Consider the following 18,005-nt stretch of genomic DNA (forward strand, 5'->3'; position numbering starts at 1 on the left):
TCTTCATTATGTTTGGGCTACATATCCTAAATAGGCATCTTTTATAGGAGAATAATGATCGGACAATTCCAGTTTCAATCCGCACCCACTACAGGGTATCCAGTCTCCTGTAGTGATGGAGCTTTTTAAAATTGAAATAAAGTGACATCTACAACAGAATATCCTCTTTTCTTCTTCTCCCACTATAATGAATTGCACATCTTCAGAAGAATACCCAAGCTTTTTAGTCAAACCCATGAATTCTCGCAAGGTTTTCCATTCTGCTGCAACAAATAAATAAGACCCTATCATCTGCCTACCAAGATGATTGTCCACCTCAGAAGAACACTCCTGAAATAGGTGTATTTCTTCAAAGGACACAAGTTGATCAGCTAAAATTTTCTTTACTGATTTCAACTTCTTCATTCCAGCCTCATCACCACAGAGAACGTAGTGCCTTTTTCCTGGATGGAAGACCGGATCGTTCTTAATATCGCTCACAGGCCGCTATCCCCTTTCTGTTCCATATACGCCATAACCTTATCCTTGTATAATGAAATCCCTTTATAGTCCGATATGTGCGGTGGTAGCTCCAATAAAATTTGATACAACTGTCGATGCCACTCTGGGATTGTCATTAATTTTTCTAAAGGTAAAAGGTGTGTATGTATGGTAAATAGGATGGCATTGGAACGCGGCAGTCGAAACAGTTTTTGAACCTCCACCCGCAAGTGCACGAACTTACCGGCATTTTCCACAGTTACCTTTCTCCTGTCCTTCCCCCACACATCAAATGTCTCCAAAGAGGTATCCATTCTGTTACCAGCCATGAGAGACCAGTTTTTTCTCCCCCAGGGATTTCCCGCTTCCAGCCCCAATAAAAATTGAAGTATCCGCTCATCCAAACCTTCTCCCTTGAATCCTGGAATAGGAAAATGGATGTTCCTGAAACTCATTCCATGATTAAAAGCTAGTGACCAATTGGCAGGGAAACATAGCTGGCCAGCGTCCAGATAAAGATCTCCGTCTTTTTGCATCATCAAGATTAGGTCTTCTTGCACATGCCTGCCTATAAAGTCTAGAGGCTCAGTAGCTAGAGTGAAGTCATCGCCCATTATAAATTCATGCTCTTCCTGAAGAATGTGGTTGATGAAGATGTGCTTTCCGCCTTCTTTCTTGAAAGAAAAGCTATCGGGAAAATAGGTAACCAAATGTGTCATAACGAGCTCCAGCGCCTCCCACTGCGCCCTCTTGGTATGCGGAAAAGAGTGATAACAACGTGAATGATGATGGGTTAATAAAGTTCTTTTTAGATTCATTTCCTTGTGATAGTCCTCCGCAATGTCGATGCTTTTGGGAGGGGTTAGAAGAGTCGAGTTATTGGAATAGCGATAGGTATCACCTTTAAAAGGATATGGAAACCTCTTTAATTCATCAGTCAGCTTCAAACTTTTCACCTCTTTTTTCAGAATATTACATACTTTCATTGTAAGGAAAAAGACCTGGTTCATCAACACGAAGGGCCTGGCCAGTCATTTCAACTGTGGCCAGGCCCTTATCAAAGTGAATCTATGAAATTGGATACTTCGTGGTTAAATCGTTCTGTCTCTTCCAGAAACGGACAGTGGCAACTTTCCTCAAAGAGAACTAGTTCACTATTTGCTATGGATTCCTTCAGATGCTCACCCGCAGCAACCGGTATCAGCTTTTCCTCTCTGCCGAAGCACAACAAAGTTGGTTTGGTTAAGGTGGAAAAAGTGGAGCGATAATCCACTACGGATTGGTCGAAAAGAATGGCACTTGCCACACCTGTCTCAGGCTTCATTGTTTCCTCAAGCATCCACTCCATCTCTTCAGGGGGCACATCCTCCTTGAACATGAGAGGAATAAAGCCTTTCAGAAATTCTTCCCTGTTATCCTGAACCTCTCTCATGAAATGGGTCAAGGTTGGTAGATCAAAGGCGCCAATGGGAAAATCTGGCCACTTGAAGTCAGACGCGAGTTCGTCTACTATGACCGTCCCTCTTACATTTTCTTCCCCGAATTGCTGCAGGTATTCCCAAATGACAAATGCGCCCATCGACCAGCCCACTAATATGACATCTTTCAATCCAAGCTTGGAAATGAATGCTTGTAGATCCTTCGCATACGTGGAGATGGTGTGGCCTACAGAAACTTGCGATGAATCACCGTGTCCCCTAAGATCTATGGTTATCGCACGATGTTCCTTGCTGAAATAAGGCAGCTGTTTTTGGAAGAACTTCCTGCTCATCCACACCCCATGAATAAAAATGACCGGTGTTCCTTTTCCCTGGTCGTCGTAATAGAGCTCTACACCAGGTTTCACTTCTATTTTTGACAAAAATATCCCCCCTATTGATTGCTATACCTAAGTATATTTTCGTAGGGGGGAAATTATCTCTTTTAATTGTGACTGTGTACGTTTCTATTCTTCCCAAAATAACTGATCTAGCGTTTTAGATAAGGCTTTGCATATAGAAAGGCATAGGCTGAGGCTTGGATTGTATTTGCCGAGTTCAATCAGGCCAATCGTCTGCCTGGACACCCCTACAATTTTAGCCAACTCCTCTTGAGACAAATCCTTTTCTACTCTAGCCAGTTTCATTTTTATGTTTTTCATCTTGTTCACCGCTCTATTTCGTCTTCATCTAGTTCTTTATCTGCCACCTTTTTGCTACGGTTCATAGCAGCAAGGAAGGTACCTCCTGATAATAATACTAAGAACGGTATATATATGATCAAGGAAACAAAGAACACCATGAAAAAGTAGGAATATGCCTGTGCAGTCGTGTCAGCATAATTAAAGGCGCTGTTTAAGCCGAAGAAAATTGCGATGATTACACCAAAAGCTAGCCCCCAAAGAAGAGTCTTCCACTTCATAGGTACCTTACTTTTTCGATCATGCATTTCTACTTCATCTGACAGCACGCCTAAACTCGATCCCCTTGACGTATAATAAACACCTTGCAGGAAAAGTATTGCTAGTTCCGTATAGATTGGACTAAAACCAAAACCGTAATGATAAAACTTGAAACCTATGGATATTAGACAGATTCCCAATACGAGAAAATAGATTTCTCTATAAATCTTGTTTTGAGCATTTACAATCCGCTCATCTTCCACCTTTGTTGCCCCGCCGAAAAAATTCATTTCCCATCACCTCTTTGTAAAATTTGGATTATACTCATTATTATACAAATATATATTACTTTATGCAATATATATTTGTCATTTTGCTATAAAAATATCGACATCACTTACCTCCGTCCAAACAAAAAAGCCGGGAAGAAGTTCTCCCGGCACATTGCCCCTACATTTTCACTATGATTTTCCCTCTTACATGCCGTCCTCTCAGCTCCTTCATTCCCTCCACTAACTCTTCCCGCGGGAGAACTTTCGTTACAAGTGAATCAAGTCGACCTTCTTTTACCATTCCCATAAGCTCCTCTGCCATGAAAGCCAGATTGCTGACTGCTCGATCATCCCCGCTGGCGTGTGCCGCTCCCAGAGCCACTTCATGGATCGAGGGAGATAAGGAGAATGGGTTTGACACCGGATAGGTCTGGAGCGCCTGCAATGTACGCCAGGTGACCTGAGAAGGCCAAGCGCTGCAAATCCTCTGTAGCGACTTCGCTGCCAACCGTATTAAGTATCAGGTCGGCACCACGCCCTTCTATTTCTTCCATGATGCGCTCCGTCACATCTTCTTCTTTATAGTCAATGGCAACATCCGCACCAAGCTTCTTCACCCATTCATGATTAGCTGTTGAAGCTGTGGTGAACACTTTTAGCCCCTGCATTTTCGCCAATTGGATGGCAAAACCACCAACTCCACCGGCACCTGCATGGATAAGGATGTTCTTCTTATGCGTGGCATTTAATTTTTGCACCACTGCCTCATATGCTGTCATCCCTGCACATAAAATCGCTGCTGCATCTTCAAAAGAAACTTCCTCAGGAATACGGCCTGCTGCTCTGGCATCTACTACCGCCAGTTCTGCAAATGCACCTTTTTTCGCCAAGCTTGTGTGAACTGCGACACGGTCGCCAATTTTAAAATTCTTAGCGCCCTCTTCAACTGAAACTACTTCACCAGCAAGATCTACACCGACTATATATGGGTAGCTCCAGGTCGGGTTGCCGTTTAAGGCTACTTTATAATCAACAGGATTTAACGCAACCGCTCTTACTTTGATTAATAGCTCGCCTTTCTCCTCTTTCGGGTCAGCAATTTCTCCCCATTCCAAGTGATCCAGACTTCCTGCTTCCTTTAACAACCATCCTTTCATTTCGTTACACCACCTTCTTAAATTATGGTTGTTTTCTAAAAGACGTTGTATTGTCTACAAAGTTTAACCGTTCCTTTTCTCTGCAGGCACTCGCTTTCCGCGGGGCGGTGCTTGAGCCTCCTCACAACGCTTCAGGGGTCTCAAGACTACCGCTACCTCCCGCCGGAGTCGAGTGCCTTCCGCTTCAATCCACTCCTTGGTCTAAACTTTTCCTAAGTATCAAACTTTGCGAAAAAAGCTTTATTAATAAGCACCTTCTGAATAGGTAAGCTCGTATGAATGTGAATAGATTTCTACCAAGTTACCGAATGGATCTTCGCAGTAGACCATGCGATATGGTTTTTCACCAGGGTAGTATTCACGTATTGGCATGCGCTGTTTGCCTCCATGCTCAACAATTTTTTCTACCAGACCTTCTACATCAGGGTCTTGAACGCAGTAATGGAAAATACCTGTCTTCCAGTATTCAAAATTATTTTGCGGTTTTTCATTTTCAGGAAACTCAAATAGTTCAATCCCAATTTTGTCTCCAGTTGCAAGATGCGCGATGCGGAATTTCCCCCAGCCTTTTCCAAATACATCCGTACACATGATACCAATTGCAGAGTCATCTTCCACCACTTCTGCTGGTTCCATGATAACGTACCATCCCATCACTTCTGTATAAAATTCCACTGCCTGTTCTAGGTTGGGAACCGATAAACCTATATGTGAAAACGTTCTTGGGTATCTCAATTTGCATCCTCCTCGATTAATTTTGCTAATAATGATAGGTTAAAATATAATTCAGAAATAAAAAAGTACGCACTTTCAGGTAACTGACCTGATGATTTGACATAGAAAGGACTGTTTCAAGTGGAACCGACAGAATTCCCAGTAAATCGCGCTTTGAATGTAATAGGTGGTAAATGGCGACCGCAAGTTTATTGTGCCCTCGAAAACGGTCCTAAACGCTTTTCTGAGCTGGAAAGAGAGATCCCGGAAATTAACCGGAAAGTTCTGACTGACCAGCTTCGAGAGCTTGAGCAATTAAAGATGGTAAAACGAACAGAATACCCCGGAAAGACCTTACATGTGGAGTATGAGCTGACAGAAGAAGCTCTCAGCCTGCAGCCGACCATGAAATCTTTATGCAAATGGGGGACGGAGAGTTGTGAAGAGGAAGAGTAGAGGCCAATTAAAATCATTCCTCCTTCGCGGACTGGCTACTCTTCTTATAAGGCATTCTTGTGGTCCTTCTACCTCCTTCTAATTCTATCCTCCCATCCAAAAAGAACAGCCCAATTATGGACCTAATTGGACTGTTTCTGTTCAAAATGAATGCTATTTTTCCTTAAACTCAGAACTTTAAATTTCTTCCCTGTTCCAATGTCTATGTGCAGAAATCGCTTCAACAAAGCTCTTCACAAATTGATCTGGTTCGTCTCCACTAACCACACCTGGAGCATTCGAAATCTCCAGTTTCTCCAACCATTGTTTCCCTTCATGTGTAGCCCCGATCGGCTTGAAGTGATCATAGGCTTCCTCAAGGAAATAAGTAGTTTCACGGTGGAATTTCTTGTCTAGATCCTTACCGCCGACTGCATAAAGCGCATCAAACAGAACGGAATCACAAGTCAGGAACGTATGGTCCACCTCAAGCTCGACGCCACCGGTACCTGTCACCGTACCAAGCTTACTGCTGATAAGCTCAGGTTGCATTCCCTCCGCTTTCAAGGATTCCACGACAGATGCTACTTCCTTGCCGTGGAAGTCATTAGAAATGATAACCCCCACTTTTCTAGTGGCAGGCTTCTTCACGGTATTTTCCTGACTTAGTGCTGGTGATGATTTGGTGACAGTGGATCCTGCACCTTTTGGTGGAGTTGCATCAATCGCCTCTGCCACCGTTTCAGCAAGCTCCATGCTTACATTGGCAAACATGTCGACCACCTGCTGTCTCACGTCATCACTCTTCACTTTTCCAAGTTCGAAGCTGAACGCCTCTTTGATATGTTCTTTCTCCGGCTTACTCATGCTGTTCCAGAACAAGGTCGCTTGTGAGAAATGGTCCTTGAAACTGTCACTTCTCGTTCTCACTTTCCTTCCTTCCACTTTCTCCTGATAGTGAACATAGCCTCCTTCTTCTTCACTAGCTGGTCTAGGGGTATTGGAAGCTAAAGAATTTTTATGGTAGCTTACCGGACCTTTATTAATGGTTTGACGTCCATATCCATCCCTTTGGTTATTATGGAACGGGCATACCGGTCTGTTGATTGGCAGCTCGTGGAAGTTGGGACCGCCTAAGCGGATAAGCTGTGTATCTGTATAGGAAAACAGACGTCCCTGCAATAATGGGTCGTTGGAAAAATCAATGCCGGGTACTACATGGCCAGGATGGAAGGCTACCTGTTCTGTTTCGGCAAATACATTGTCGACATTGCGGTTCAAGGTCAGTTTTCCAATGAGTTTTACTGGAACATCTTCTTCCGGCCAAATCTTTGTCGGATCGAGAATATCAAAGTCGAATTTGAACTCATCCTCTTCTGCTAATAGCTGGACACCGAACTCGTACTCCGGGTAGTCCCCGTTTTCAATGGACTCCCAAAGGTCGCGACGATGAAAATCAGGGTCTTTCCCGTTGATTTTCTGTGCTTCGTCCCAAACAAGGGAATGAGTCCCTAGCACCGGCTTCCAATGGAATTTTACAAAATGGGCTTTCCCTTCTGCGTTAACAAATCGGAACGTATGCACACCAAAGCCTTCCATCATGCGCAGACTTCTCGGAATGGCGCGGTCTGACATCGCCCACATCACCATATGAGCCGCTTCCTGGTTGTTGGCTACAAAGTCCCAGAATGTATCATGGGCAGAAGCCGCTTGTGGCATTTCGTTGTGCGGTTCAGGCTTTAATGCATGGACAAGGTCGGGAAACTTCATCGCATCTTGGATGAAAAATACAGGAATATTGTTTCCCACAAGGTCGTAGTTCCCTTCTTCCGTATAAAATTTTGTTGCAAAGCCTCGTGCATCTCGAACCGTTTCCGCAGATCCCCTTGAGCCCGCAACTGTTGAAAAACGTACAAATACAGGGGTTTTCACGGAAGGATCCTGCAGGAATTTAGCTTTAGTATATTTCTCCATCGATTCATATAATTCAAACTCACCATGTGCCGCAAATCCCCGTGCATGGACAATTCTTTCCGGGATGCGCTCATGGTCGAAGTGTGTCATCTTTTCTCTAAAGTGGAAGTCCTCCATTAGGGTCGGTCCGCGTTCGCCTGCCTTTAAGGAAAACTCGTCCTCTGAAACCTTGAGTCCCTGATTGGTGGTCATCTTCTTTCCTTCATCATCCACCCGATACTGATCTAATTGGTCATGTTTGCTCTGCTCGTTCACTTTTTTACTCACTTAGCCGCTCCACTCCTTAAATTAGATATGTAAAAAAGACATACCTTTTTTCCGTACCCTATAAAAAAGAGGAGCAAACTGGATAATTGGAAAAGTTAAGAAAAGTTGGACAGGGCAGACATACCTTATCATGGGGGAAGGGTGGTGAGGGCGTAGGGATGGGGGATGTCACTTTTTGTGATTTTGTGTCGAATGGCATTTATATCACTTCAAATGGCTTATAAAATCAAAACTTGGATTATAAAATCAAAAGTTGGCTCAAAAAATATAGCAAGTATCAAAAGTCGACAGGTAAAATCCCTCCAAAGATCCTCTGAATTAACAAAAGGCACACATCCCCCACTCGGAATGCATGCCTTTCACCTATTTTCTCTTCTCAAGTGCGTTGATCGCCCTCGGAAAGTGGTCATGGTTCTCACGAATAGCGTTCTGTGCTTCCTGGACATCCAATCCATACAGAATCATCAGAATCGCCACTCTCGTGTCCCCATTTGCCTTGATGTTCATCTCTTTTGCTGTCGCTTCATCCGTACCAGTAATGTCCTGGATGATGGAGATGGACCGCTTTCTCAACTTTTCATTCGTTGCCTGCACATTGACCATTAAATTATTGTAGACCTTACCAAGCTTGATCATGGTCGCTGTAGTAATCATATTCAGAACCATCTTCTGAGCGGTACCCGCCTTTAGCCTAGTCGATCCTGTCACTACCTCTGGCCCTACAGGAAGATCGATCGGATACTCAGATAAGGAGCACAACACAGAACCTTCATTACAAGAAATACCCACTGTCGGAATGCCAAACTCATTGGCCTTTTTTATAGCGCCAAGTACGTATGGTGTTCTCCCGCTAGAAGCAATCCCCACAAGCACATCATGCTTTGTCAGGAGGGAGGCCACCTCGTCCGCTCCTGCCTCTTCGTCATCTTCTGCGTTTTCAATTGGAAAGCGAATGGCTTGCTCCCCGCCTGCAATTATTCCGTTGACCAGTGTTCCAGGTACACCAAAGGTAGGAGGGCACTCAGACGCGTCCAGTACCCCAAGACGGCCGCTCGTCCCTGCTCCGATATAATAGAGTCTGCCACCTGACTCGAGTACTTTTGTGATGGCATCAATGGCCTTCCCTATTTGTGGCAGCGCTTGTTCTACGACATTGGCTACCGTTTTATCCTCTTGATTCATCACTTTAATAATTTCCATGGTCGAAAAATCATGAAGATTTTCCGAGTGAAGATTTTTCATTTCTGTTAAATGTATAGGGTTAATATCAAAATCATTCATTACGTTCCTCCAATCCGGTTAAAGCAGACACTTTATTTCACGGCCCCGGCTGTCAGGCCATCCATAAATTGTTTAGATGCGATAAAGAATAAGATGATCATAGGAAGGGAGGATAAGGTCAATCCGGCAAAAAGCGTCCCCCAATCCGCGGAATATTCCCCAAATAATGAAAGCATACCCACAGGGATTGTCTTTTTCATTTCATCGGTTATAAATATTAACGGGAAGAAGAAATCATTCCATGAGGAGATGAAGTTAATAATCATTACAGTCCCTAATGCCGGTCGTATCAAAGGTATCAACACGCTCCACAGGATCCTAAGATCACTCGCACCATCCATTCTTGCTGCTTCCTCTAACTCCACCGGCATCGTCCGGAAGAAACCGGTCAATATCAAGATGGATAGTGGAATTCCCCCAGCTGTGTACATAAAAATAAGAGACCATAGGGAATTTAACAAACCAAAATCTTTCATCAGGATGAATAAAGGTACAATCCCCAATTTAATAGGAATCATCATTCCCATCAAGAAAAAGAAGAATAAGATATTATTCCACCAAAACGTATATCTAGCAATATAAAATGCAGCTAACGAGGTGGTAATCAATATAAGAAGAACTGAAACGACACTTACAAAAACACTATTGAAAAAGTATGTACCAAAAGGCACTTCCTCCAACAGCCTTCTGTAGGTATCGAGGCTGAAACTCTTCGGAAAGGAAAGAGGGTTCATGAATATCTCAGCACTTGGCTTAAAGGATGAAAGAACCATTAACACAATCGGATACAAGCTGATGGTGGCGAATGCAAAGGCAATGATATAGTAAATTGGTCTCGTCCATAATGTCTGTTTCACCTTTTTCACCTACATTTCCACTTGTTTTTTCTGCATGAATTTAAGCAATAGAGCTGTACATGTTGCAATAAATAAGAACAGTACCACGGCAAGCGCGGAACCTAAGCCTACTGCAGTTGAACTGCCAGCTGCTGAACCACCGAATGCTAGACGGTAAAAGAATACTGCCAGCAAGTCTGTGGAGTAATAGGGCTCCCCTTGTGATCCCTGCATGGCATATACGAGTTCAAATGCCTCAAATGATTGAATGAATGTTAAAACCGTCATAATCATGATGGATGGAACCATTAAAGGAAGAATGATTTTGGTAATGACCTTCGTACCATTAGCTCCATCCAACTTTGCCGCTTCAATCAGCTCTTTTGGAATGGATTGAAGCCCAGCCAGGAAAATTAACATCGCAAATCCGATGCCAAACCAACAATTGACCAAAATAATTGCCATAAGTGCTGTTTTAGGGTCACCAAGCCACGCTTTCTGTAAAGATTCCATGCCAAGTTCACCAAAAATGACATTCAGTGCACCAAAGTTCGGATTCAAGATTAGCTTCCACAGGAAACCAACGACAATGACTGACAATAATCTCGGTAAAAAATAGGCAATCTTAAAGAATTCCGCCCCTTTAATCTTCTTGTAGATAATAAAAGCCAAGATAAATGCAATCCCATTTTGAACGATCATCTGCACGACGAAATACAATACATTATTCTTGGCTGCATTCCAGAACATACTGCTGAATGGCTGCAGTGTGAACAGGTCGATGAAATTTGCCAACCCTACAAATGCCCCTCTAGTAATGCCGTTCCAATCGTAAAAACTATAGGATATGGCAGCAACTAAAGGATAGACGATAAAAATACTGAAGATAAGCAGGGCGGGAATAGGGAAAAGATGGATAGCCCATCTTTTCCAGTTTCTCGTTTTCTTTTGTTTGACAATGGTTGTATTGGTTTCGATTTGCATATTCTCCGCCACCTTACTTATTATTGTGCTGTTTTGCTTGAACACCGCTGTTGATTTCCGCCCTGGGCTTCGCTTTCCGCGGGGCGCCTGTCGAGCCTCCTCGGCAAGCCTGCGGGGTCTCCACTACGCGCTACCTCCCGCCGGAGTCTTCGCCCTGGGCTCCAATCAACAGCTTGAAAATTAGCAATACTTATTGAAACGGCTCAAACCAAGCCTCTGTGTTTTCTTGCAATGTTTTGACGACGCCGTCTACGTCTTGTTCGCCGATATACATACCTTGCAGCTCTGTTTCGATGGTTACTTTGGAGGATGGGTTACCGCCAGCAAAGTAAACAAGCATCATATATGGTGTAGAGTAGTCAGTTACCGCTGCGCTAAGATCGTTTACCAACTCATTGTCGGATTGAACGCCTGGGATCGCACTAATCATCTTGAAGTTTGTTGTGAACATTTCGCCGAATTCCTCTGTTGTTAAGAACTCTAGGAATTTCTTCGCTTCTTCTTTATGCTTGGAGTTAGCGTTGATACCAAAGGATCCATCCACCCAAGTTGTAAGCGTAGGCTCTCCACCAACTGCTGATGGCATCGGGAAGAAACCAAGCTCCAGATCAGGGTTCATGTCACGTAATACTTCAATCTCCCAGCTTCCTAGAGGGAACATTGCTGCCTGTCCTGTAAAGAATAGAGTACGAATATCTTCCATGCCAAGCCCTTCCGAGTTGTTAGGGAAGTATTCTTTAAGATCTTCCATTACTTGAATGGATTTCACAAACTCAGGGCTTGTAAAATCAGTGTCACCTTTAGAGATTTTCTCTACGAATTCATTTCCACCCCAGTGTGCAGGACCGAAAATACCGTGAGCTAGAGATAACAACCAGCCTTCTTTTGTTCCGAATGCAAGTGGTGTAACCCCTTCTTCTTTCAGCTTGTCATTGATTGCCATAAACTCATCCCAAGTTTTCGGCTCTTCTAGACCATGCTCTTTGAAAATAGCTTTATTATAAAATACTTGTGTTGTACTTAAGTTCAAAGGAACGCCATATTGTGTGCCATCTTCCCCTCTTGATGCCTGCAAGGTTTCATCTGGGAACGTATCCAACCCGTTTAAGCCATCAATCGGCTCCACATAGCCTGCTTTGGCTAATTCAAGACCTGGTGCATATGGACGAAGGTGAATGATGTCCGGGCCCTCTCCTGCTTGCAGGGACGTGTTTAGAATCGTGTTATACTCCGTGTTTTTGGATGGTTTGAATTCCACTTTGATTTCTGGGTGCTTTTCGTTGAATGCCTCAATCACTTTTTTATAGTTTGGTCCATCCTCTGTTCTCCAGCTACCGATGGTCAATGTGACGCTGTCTTCGTCATTATTATTGTCGCTGTTTGATCCTCCAGATTCGTTGGAACATGCTGATGAAACGACTAGCATTAGTGCCATTAAGCCTAATAAACAAACTCTCCCTATACCCTTCACTGTGAATCCCCCTTGTTTTTTAAAATATGGCTCTGTTCGTACACCGCTGTTGATTTCCGCGCCAGCCTTCGCTTTCCGCGGGGACCTGCTGGAGCCTCCTCGGCAAGCCTGCGGGGTCTCCACCAAGCTCTACCTCCCGCAGGAGTCTTCGACTATCGCTCCAATCACCAGCTAGAATGACTTCAAACCAACGGCATGCAATAAAAGAGCCTAAACTATTTATGAAATCTCCTCCTAGATGGAGGAGTATATCATCGTGTGTAATGTTTTTCTGATGGTTCTTATGTTGGTGGCCCTTCCGTAATGGACCGCATTGGTCAGGAATACCACTACAAGTTCCTTCTGCGGTTCCACCCAGACGCTGGTACCAGTGAAGCCTGTATGACCGAAAGATCTAATTGGCCAACTACCTCCACAAGAAAGCGGGTCCCCTTCTCCGTTCCACACTTCAAAACCGAGTCCCCGGTTTGATTGCTTATGGTGAGTGGCCATTCTCATCAGGTCTGGTGGAATGACATCCTGTTCTTCCGGATACAGAAAGTGTGTGGCAAACCTGCCGACATCTTCGGCTGTGGAAAATAATCCGGCACTGCCACTCACTCCTCCCAGATGGAAGGCCTTTTCATCATGCACTTCCCCTTGCACGAAGCAAGAGCCAACCTTTTCCGTCGATGCAGCGAGCGCTCTCAATTCTGGTTTAATATTGTAGCTTGTATTATGTAATCCCCATGGTGTAAAAATGTGTTCTCTCGTAAAGTGATCCAGTGATTGTCCGGCAATTTTTTCAATAATTTTACCTAAAAGGATCATCCCCAGGTCACTATACGCAACCACCTTTCCTGGAGCTTGCTGAAGCTCCGTTTGATAGATGACTGCCATCACATCCCTTTGCCCATCTCTTGGCACAAATGGAAGGTCCGGTGGCAGTCCAGAGCGATGTGTCAGCAGATCCTCCACTTTCACTTCGGCATGCTTGAAATCAGGCAGGTAGTGTTGCACTTCTTTTTCGAGGTGCAATTCCTCTCGTGCCATTAACAGTAGACTCGCTGGCAATGTTGCCACCACCTTGGTCAGGGAAGCAATATCAAACAATGTCTTTTCCGTTACTGGATAATTCTGCTCATCTGCACCAGTGAAACTACCGACGGCCTTGTAGCACAAAGGTTGCTTCTTCCTGCTCACATAAAGGACTGCACCTGGCAGTTCCTTGTTTTCTATCAAACTATCTATATATTTTTTATACATTCTGCTTGGACGCCTCCACTGCCTTACGCGTTTTATCCAATGCCTTGATATTCCGGTTCTGATCCAGCTTCATCACACCGAAAAATAAAATATCGATGACATTCAGCTGAGCAATCCGGGAGCTCGTTGCGCCGCTCCGGACATTTCTCTCTAAGCTTGTGGTGTTCAATTTCACATCTGCCAGGGCCGAAGTCGGATTCTCCCCCGATCTTGTGAGGGTAATGACAGATGCTCCATTTTCTTTTGCCACCTTCAGCGATTCGATGATATCTTTTGTCTGGCCGCTATAAGAAATGCCAAATGCCACATCCGCTTCTGATAAATTTGCCGCGATGGTTACCTGGGTGTCCTTGTCATATGCCGCTTCACACCATCTATTGATGCGTGTGAGTTTTTGCTTGAAGTCCATCGCAATAAGCCCTGATGCCCCAATCCCATATACCGCAACAATTCTGGCTTTTGAAATCAGCTCAATGGCTTTTTCCAGCTCGGATTCATCTAATACATCCATTGTGTTGTGAATCGCCTGAATGTTATTGTGTGAAACAGAGCGAATCATCGAGGAAACCGAGTCATCCCTTGGAATATCCTCATAGCCTTCCAGATTCTTTTCTGCTTTTGCTTTTGCTAAGTCATAGGCAATTTTCAATTTGAGCTCTTTGAATCCCCGGCATTGAAGCGAGCGGGAAAGGCGAATGATGGTCGCTTCACTGACCTGGGTACTCTCAGCCAGCTTTTGAATGGAGATATTCACCACTTCAGCCGGTTTTTCCAATATGAATTCCGCTACTTTCCGTTCCGATGGCTTGAAAGTATGCAGGCTTTCCTGGATAAAAATCAATTCTCTATTCATAAAGGTTTCCTCTTTTTCAGATATTTCTTACTTTTCATTCTATAAAATAAAGTTTCATAAATCAATCATTATTTTGTAGTTTTGTTTCACGGGGCTTTTTGTCTATAGATAGGGGGATGCTGAGGAAAAACCTAAAATAGAAAAGGAACCGGAGTTTTCCCGGTTCCTTAGGAAGTTATTATATGGACATATCTCCAACAGCGAATGAGCATCTTAACGCTTCTGAGAGTTTATGTAAGGTGGATACTTGCACATCTACCGTCCCCGCTTCAATCGCAGCAATGGTATCTGACGGCAGCCCCGTCAGCATGGCAAGTTGATCAATTTCTATCTCTTGTCTTGTTCTGGCATTCTTTAGTTGATTTCCGATATGTTTCACCTTAATCCCCCTCTAGATTTACATTATGAATGAAAACGCTTGCAATTAATTATATTAAAATTTTTAGAATTTTTCAACATTAATTGTTATACACCGCTGGTGATTTCCGCACTTGGCTTCGCTTTCCACGGGGCGCTTGCGGAGCCTCCTCGGCAAGCCTGCGGGGTCTCCTCTAAGCGCTACCTCCCGTAGGAGTCTTCGCCATGTGCTCCAATCACCAGCTAGATTACTTTTAACTTTTAAAAACAACAGGATGCCAAGGAGTTATCCTTATAGCATCCTGTTCTGTGAAAGTTTTAGTATCCAGTCCCTTTACCGCCTGTTACAATGGCGATTCCGGAGCTTGCGCCGATTCTTGTTGCGCCTGCTTGAACTAGCTTTCTTGCTGTATCCAGGTCACGAACACATGCAGAAGCCTTGACGCCTAAATCTGGTCCAACTGCTTCGCGCATGAGTTTGATGTCCTCTGCTGTTGCACAGCCTGGTCCGAAGCCTGTAGAAGTCTTAACAAAATCCGCTCCGGCCATTTTTGCCAGAATACAAGCCTTTTTCTTTTCTTCCGTTTCCAAAAGACCTGTTTCAATAATGACTTTTACCGGTGCATAACCTTTTGCAGCAAGCACGACCGCTTCAATGTCTTTTTTCACCGTTTCAAAGTCACCGGATTTTAGGGCTCCGATGTTCATTACCATGTCAATTTCCGTTGCACCACTTGCAATCGCATCGCGTGTCTCGGAAACTTTTACAAAACTGTTTGTAGCACCAAGTGGAAAGCCGACAACCGTTGTAATCCCGACATTGGAGCCTTTCAATTCTTGTGCAGCTGTGGAAACCCAGTAAGGATTGACACATACTGTTGCGAAGTTGTATTCTTTCGCTTCCTCACAAAGCTTTACAACCTGCTCTTTCGTGCTTTCTGGCTTTAATAATGTATGGTCGATCATTCTTGCGACGGACGGGCCTGTAATTAGGTTGGAAGCTGCGTTTGCATAGCTGTTCCCGTTTGAACTTGTCGTATTTGAGGCTGCAGGTTTCCCTTCTGCCAGCTGTTGTTTATTTGTCAGTTGTTCCATAATTTGATTCGTAATTTGTTCCACCAATGCTTCCATTTGCATTGTGTTCACCTCGCATTAATTAGCTGTTAGTTTAATCGGTCGACAATTCCGGCAATAACTGCATCAAAAGAGCCTTTTGGGTCTTCTAAAATATCTCTTGCCGCTCCACCTTCTTCGAGTATCAGTACATAGTCCCCGGCTCCTGCGTGAAAGCGGTCGAATGCAATCATAGCGTCGCCACACTCTTTTCCGCTTGCATCTACAGGAATGACAACCATGAGCTTTTTGTTTTGATGACTTGGTGTTTTAATCGTCGAAACGACATTTCCAACGACTTTTGCTAGTTTCATAGAGTGGTAGGTAGAATTTTTTCGATATCGGAATGTGGTCTTGGGATCACATGCACAGATAGGAATTCGCCTACACGTTGAGCTGCATCCGCTCCAGCTTCTGTTGCTGCCTTTACAGCTCCTACATCACCGCGTACCAGGACAGCTACCAATCCGCCACCAACTTGTACTTTTCCTACAAGAGAAACGTTTGCAGCCTTCATCATTGCATCTGCCGCTTCGATTGCACCTACTAGACCTTTTGTTTCAATCATACCTAATGCGTTGCTCATTTATATTTCCTCCATTCGTTTTACGTTGTAATAGTCGATAATTCCAAGAATTCCTGCGTCTGATGGGACGAGGTCTTTGTTCAATGGCAGAGAGGATTCCCGGCTTTTTGCAAGATAAACAAGGTCCCCTTCTCCCGATTGACCGATTGTGTCAATAGCAACAAGTGGTTTTCCTTTATCCTGCAACTGACCATCTACTGGTTGGACGATTAACAGCTTCAACCCTTTTAGGTTTTCGTCTTTATGTGTACAGATCATATTTCCAATCACTTTTGCTACAAACATGTTTTAAACCTGCTTTCAGCGTTTAATAAAACGACTTTCAATCTCCATTACTTTTGTAACGCGACGGTCGTGGCGGCCGCCTGCAAATTCAGTTTCCAGCCATTTCTTCACCAATTGCTTGGCAAGGCCTTCCCCGATAAACTGGCCACCGATGGATAAGACATTGGCGTTATTGTGTTCACGGCTGTTAATGACAGAAGACAAGTCCCAGCATACAGCTCCTCGGACACCTGGTATCTTGTTCAATACCATGCCACTCCCGACGCCGACTCCATCAATCATGATGCCAACGTAATCTGGATTGGTCGCTACACACTCTCCAACGAGGAATGCGATATCCGGGTAATCCACTGCTTCTTTGGCCTTGCAGCCGAAATCGAGGTATTCGTATCCAAGTTCCGTCAAATAGCCTTTTAACGCTTCTTTCAGCTCGTATCCACCATGGTCGCTACCGATTGCAACTTTTTTCATTTTCTACGCTCCTTTGGCAAATACAGCGATTATTTTCTGAAAAGAATCCACCTGTAAGCTGGCGCCACCGACAAGGACTCCATCGATATCCGGCATCGACGAGAATTCTATTGCATTGTTTTCATTGACAGATCCACCGTATAAAATGCTGACCTTCTCTGCGTTTTGTTCATCGAGATGAGCGAGAACGGCCCGGCTGTATGCGTGGATGCGCTGCGCTTCTTCCGCTGTTGCGGATTCCCCGGTTCCAATCGCCCAAACCGGCTCGTAGGCAAACACCACTTCCGATGCATCGATTCCGTCCAAGGCTCCAAGTATTTGGGTGGTTAACACTTTTTCTGTCTGATTCAGCTGCTTTTGTTCCAGCGTTTCCCCAATACAGATGATAGGGGTCAGACCCTTTTTTAATGCCTGTTTAGCCTTCAGGTTGATAAGCGCATCATCTTCTTTTACATATTGCCTTCTTTCAGAGTGGCCGATGATGCAATAGGAGCAGCCGATGTCTTTTAAAAGACTCGCAGCCGTTTCCCCTGTGTAGGCGCCTTTTTCTTCCTGGTGGACGTTTTGCGCACCAATTTGAATCCCTTTGTTCTGTCCCTGAACATAAAGCTTAGCGGGATAGAGGAGTGGGGATGGCGGACAAACCACCACTTCCACCCCATTGTCTTCATTTATCTGCTGTAAAAACTCCATCGTTTCTTGGATGTTTTTGTTCATCTTCCAATTGGCGATGACGTATTGCTTCCTGCCGGATGGCAAGCTGTTCAATGGTCCTGCGAATTGCTGTAAAGCCTCCTGGACAAGTTGTTTTATATAGGCTTTTATGGATTGATCCATCCTTATC

23 protein-coding genes are annotated in these 18,005 nt (G+C 44.2%); 1 reads left to right on the plus strand and 22 read right to left on the minus strand.

Annotated elements, in window-relative coordinates:
- Positions 1 to 6: 6 nt before the first annotated feature.
- The 8 genes from AB685_RS05920 to AB685_RS05950 all read right to left on the minus strand — a co-directional run bounded on the left by AB685_RS05920 (position 7) and on the right by AB685_RS05950 (position 5,024).
- The gene (locus AB685_RS05920) at positions 7 to 480 is read right to left on the minus strand and encodes a hypothetical protein (protein ID WP_047969547.1); all 474 of its coding nucleotides are present in this window, start codon (positions 478 to 480) and stop codon (positions 7 to 9) included.
- Complete coding sequence (locus tag AB685_RS05925) at positions 477 to 1,466, minus strand: DUF3445 domain-containing protein (RefSeq protein ID WP_047969548.1); 990 nt, start codon at positions 1,464 to 1,466, stop codon at positions 477 to 479. The genes AB685_RS05920 and AB685_RS05925 overlap by 4 nt, the downstream gene beginning before the upstream one ends.
- A gap of 71 nt (positions 1,467 to 1,537) precedes the next feature.
- Positions 1,538 to 2,341 (minus strand): alpha/beta hydrolase, encoded by an 804-nt coding sequence (locus AB685_RS05930; RefSeq protein WP_047969549.1) that lies wholly within the window; start codon positions 2,339 to 2,341, stop codon positions 1,538 to 1,540.
- Positions 2,342 to 2,425: 84 nt separating this feature from the next.
- A complete protein-coding gene (locus tag AB685_RS05935; protein WP_047969783.1) occupies positions 2,426 to 2,620 on the minus strand; it encodes a helix-turn-helix transcriptional regulator in 195 nt (64 codons plus the stop codon).
- A gap of 5 nt (positions 2,621 to 2,625) precedes the next feature.
- Positions 2,626 to 3,150 (minus strand): DUF6773 family protein, encoded by a 525-nt coding sequence (locus AB685_RS05940; protein ID WP_047969550.1) that lies wholly within the window; start codon positions 3,148 to 3,150, stop codon positions 2,626 to 2,628.
- 160 nt (positions 3,151 to 3,310) lie between these two features.
- Positions 3,311 to 3,553: a hypothetical protein gene (locus AB685_RS32040; RefSeq protein ID WP_241773244.1), complete on the minus strand. Its 243-nt coding sequence runs from the start codon at positions 3,551 to 3,553 to the stop codon at positions 3,311 to 3,313.
- The gene (locus AB685_RS05945) at positions 3,516 to 4,289 is read right to left on the minus strand and encodes a zinc-binding dehydrogenase (RefSeq protein ID WP_241773245.1); all 774 of its coding nucleotides are present in this window, start codon (positions 4,287 to 4,289) and stop codon (positions 3,516 to 3,518) included. Before AB685_RS05945 ends, AB685_RS32040 begins: the two co-directional genes overlap by 38 nt.
- Before the next feature lie 243 nt (positions 4,290 to 4,532).
- Positions 4,533 to 5,024, minus strand: coding sequence for a lactoylglutathione lyase family protein (locus AB685_RS05950; protein ID WP_047969551.1), 492 nt, complete (start codon positions 5,022 to 5,024; stop codon positions 4,533 to 4,535).
- 120 nt (positions 5,025 to 5,144) lie between these two features.
- On the opposite strand from AB685_RS05950, the gene AB685_RS05955 reads away from it, so the two are divergent.
- On the plus strand, positions 5,145 to 5,459 hold the full coding sequence (locus AB685_RS05955; protein WP_047969552.1) for a helix-turn-helix domain-containing protein: 315 nt from the start codon (positions 5,145 to 5,147) through the stop codon (positions 5,457 to 5,459).
- Positions 5,460 to 5,636: 177 nt separating this feature from the next.
- Here the strand turns inward: AB685_RS05955 and AB685_RS05960 are convergent, their stop codons facing one another.
- From AB685_RS05960 to tpiA, 14 genes are all read right to left on the minus strand, one after another.
- Positions 5,637 to 7,679: a catalase gene (locus tag AB685_RS05960; protein ID WP_047969553.1), complete on the minus strand. Its 2,043-nt coding sequence runs from the start codon at positions 7,677 to 7,679 to the stop codon at positions 5,637 to 5,639.
- Positions 7,680 to 8,042: 363 nt separating this feature from the next.
- A complete protein-coding gene (murQ, locus tag AB685_RS05965; RefSeq protein WP_047969554.1) occupies positions 8,043 to 8,960 on the minus strand; it encodes an N-acetylmuramic acid 6-phosphate etherase in 918 nt (305 codons plus the stop codon).
- Positions 8,961 to 8,992: 32 nt separating this feature from the next.
- The gene (locus AB685_RS05970; protein ID WP_047969784.1) at positions 8,993 to 9,817 is read right to left on the minus strand and encodes a carbohydrate ABC transporter permease; all 825 of its coding nucleotides are present in this window, start codon (positions 9,815 to 9,817) and stop codon (positions 8,993 to 8,995) included.
- A gap of 9 nt (positions 9,818 to 9,826) precedes the next feature.
- Positions 9,827 to 10,780: a sugar ABC transporter permease gene (locus tag AB685_RS05975; protein WP_047969555.1), complete on the minus strand. Its 954-nt coding sequence runs from the start codon at positions 10,778 to 10,780 to the stop codon at positions 9,827 to 9,829.
- Positions 10,781 to 10,970: 190 nt separating this feature from the next.
- Positions 10,971 to 12,215 carry a sugar ABC transporter substrate-binding protein gene (locus tag AB685_RS05980; RefSeq protein ID WP_047969785.1) on the minus strand — a complete coding sequence of 415 codons (1,245 nt, stop codon included), beginning with the start codon at positions 12,213 to 12,215 and terminating at the stop codon, positions 10,971 to 10,973.
- A gap of 270 nt (positions 12,216 to 12,485) precedes the next feature.
- Entirely contained in the window at positions 12,486 to 13,496 is a 1,011-nt protein-coding gene (locus tag AB685_RS05985) for a serine hydrolase domain-containing protein (protein WP_047969556.1), read from the minus strand.
- Entirely contained in the window at positions 13,489 to 14,349 is an 861-nt protein-coding gene (locus AB685_RS05990) for a MurR/RpiR family transcriptional regulator (protein WP_047969557.1), read from the minus strand. Before AB685_RS05990 ends, AB685_RS05985 begins: the two co-directional genes overlap by 8 nt.
- A 178-nt stretch (positions 14,350 to 14,527) precedes the next feature.
- On the minus strand, positions 14,528 to 14,728 hold the full coding sequence (locus tag AB685_RS05995; RefSeq protein WP_047969558.1) for a helix-turn-helix transcriptional regulator: 201 nt from the start codon (positions 14,726 to 14,728) through the stop codon (positions 14,528 to 14,530).
- Positions 14,729 to 15,024: 296 nt separating this feature from the next.
- Positions 15,025 to 15,672, minus strand: a complete 648-nt coding sequence (gene deoC / locus AB685_RS06000) for a deoxyribose-phosphate aldolase (RefSeq protein ID WP_047969786.1) — start codon at positions 15,670 to 15,672, stop codon at positions 15,025 to 15,027.
- 197 nt (positions 15,673 to 15,869) lie between these two features.
- Entirely contained in the window at positions 15,870 to 16,133 is a 264-nt protein-coding gene (locus AB685_RS06005) for a EutN/CcmL family microcompartment protein (RefSeq protein WP_047969559.1), read from the minus strand.
- A complete protein-coding gene (locus tag AB685_RS06010) occupies positions 16,130 to 16,405 on the minus strand; it encodes a BMC domain-containing protein (protein ID WP_047969560.1) in 276 nt (91 codons plus the stop codon). Before AB685_RS06010 ends, AB685_RS06005 begins: the two co-directional genes overlap by 4 nt.
- Complete coding sequence (locus AB685_RS06015) at positions 16,406 to 16,690, minus strand: EutN/CcmL family microcompartment protein (RefSeq protein ID WP_047969561.1); 285 nt, start codon at positions 16,688 to 16,690, stop codon at positions 16,406 to 16,408.
- A 15-nt stretch (positions 16,691 to 16,705) separates the two neighbouring features.
- On the minus strand, positions 16,706 to 17,161 hold the full coding sequence (locus tag AB685_RS06020) for an RpiB/LacA/LacB family sugar-phosphate isomerase (RefSeq protein WP_047969562.1): 456 nt from the start codon (positions 17,159 to 17,161) through the stop codon (positions 16,706 to 16,708).
- A gap of 3 nt (positions 17,162 to 17,164) precedes the next feature.
- The gene (tpiA, locus tag AB685_RS06025; protein WP_082153516.1) at positions 17,165 to 17,998 is read right to left on the minus strand and encodes a triose-phosphate isomerase; all 834 of its coding nucleotides are present in this window, start codon (positions 17,996 to 17,998) and stop codon (positions 17,165 to 17,167) included.
- Positions 17,999 to 18,005: the final 7 nt, after the last annotated feature.

Source organism: Bacillus sp. LL01, from assembly GCF_001037965.1.

Coding starts and splice junctions, on each gene's coding strand:
- AB685_RS05925 (WP_047969548.1), bottom strand. CDS start 1,466: ATGAAAGTATGTAATATTCTGAAAAAAGAGGTGAAAAGTTTGAAGCTG.
- AB685_RS05935 (WP_047969783.1), bottom strand. CDS start 2,620: ATGAAAAACATAAAAATGAAACTGGCTAGAGTAGAAAAGGATTTGTCT.
- AB685_RS05940 (WP_047969550.1), bottom strand. CDS start 3,150: ATGAATTTTTTCGGCGGGGCAACAAAGGTGGAAGATGAGCGGATTGTA.
- AB685_RS05945 (WP_241773245.1), bottom strand. CDS start 4,289: ATGAAAGGATGGTTGTTAAAGGAAGCAGGAAGTCTGGATCACTTGGAA.
- murQ (WP_047969554.1), bottom strand. CDS start 8,960: ATGAATGATTTTGATATTAACCCTATACATTTAACAGAAATGAAAAAT.
- AB685_RS05975 (WP_047969555.1), bottom strand. CDS start 10,780: ATGCAAATCGAAACCAATACAACCATTGTCAAACAAAAGAAAACGAGA.
- AB685_RS05980 (WP_047969785.1), bottom strand. CDS start 12,215: ATGGCACTAATGCTAGTCGTTTCATCAGCATGTTCCAACGAATCTGGA.
- AB685_RS05985 (WP_047969556.1), bottom strand. CDS start 13,496: ATGTATAAAAAATATATAGATAGTTTGATAGAAAACAAGGAACTGCCA.
- AB685_RS05990 (WP_047969557.1), bottom strand. CDS start 14,349: ATGAATAGAGAATTGATTTTTATCCAGGAAAGCCTGCATACTTTCAAG.
- deoC (WP_047969786.1), bottom strand. CDS start 15,672: ATGATCGACCATACATTATTAAAGCCAGAAAGCACGAAAGAGCAGGTT.
- AB685_RS06005 (WP_047969559.1), bottom strand. CDS start 16,133: ATGAAACTAGCAAAAGTCGTTGGAAATGTCGTTTCGACGATTAAAACA.
- AB685_RS06010 (WP_047969560.1), bottom strand. CDS start 16,405: ATGAGCAACGCATTAGGTATGATTGAAACAAAAGGTCTAGTAGGTGCA.
- AB685_RS06015 (WP_047969561.1), bottom strand. CDS start 16,690: ATGTTTGTAGCAAAAGTGATTGGAAATATGATCTGTACACATAAAGAC.
- AB685_RS06020 (WP_047969562.1), bottom strand. CDS start 17,161: ATGAAAAAAGTTGCAATCGGTAGCGACCATGGTGGATACGAGCTGAAA.
- tpiA (WP_082153516.1), bottom strand. CDS start 17,998: ATGGATCAATCCATAAAAGCCTATATAAAACAACTTGTCCAGGAGGCT.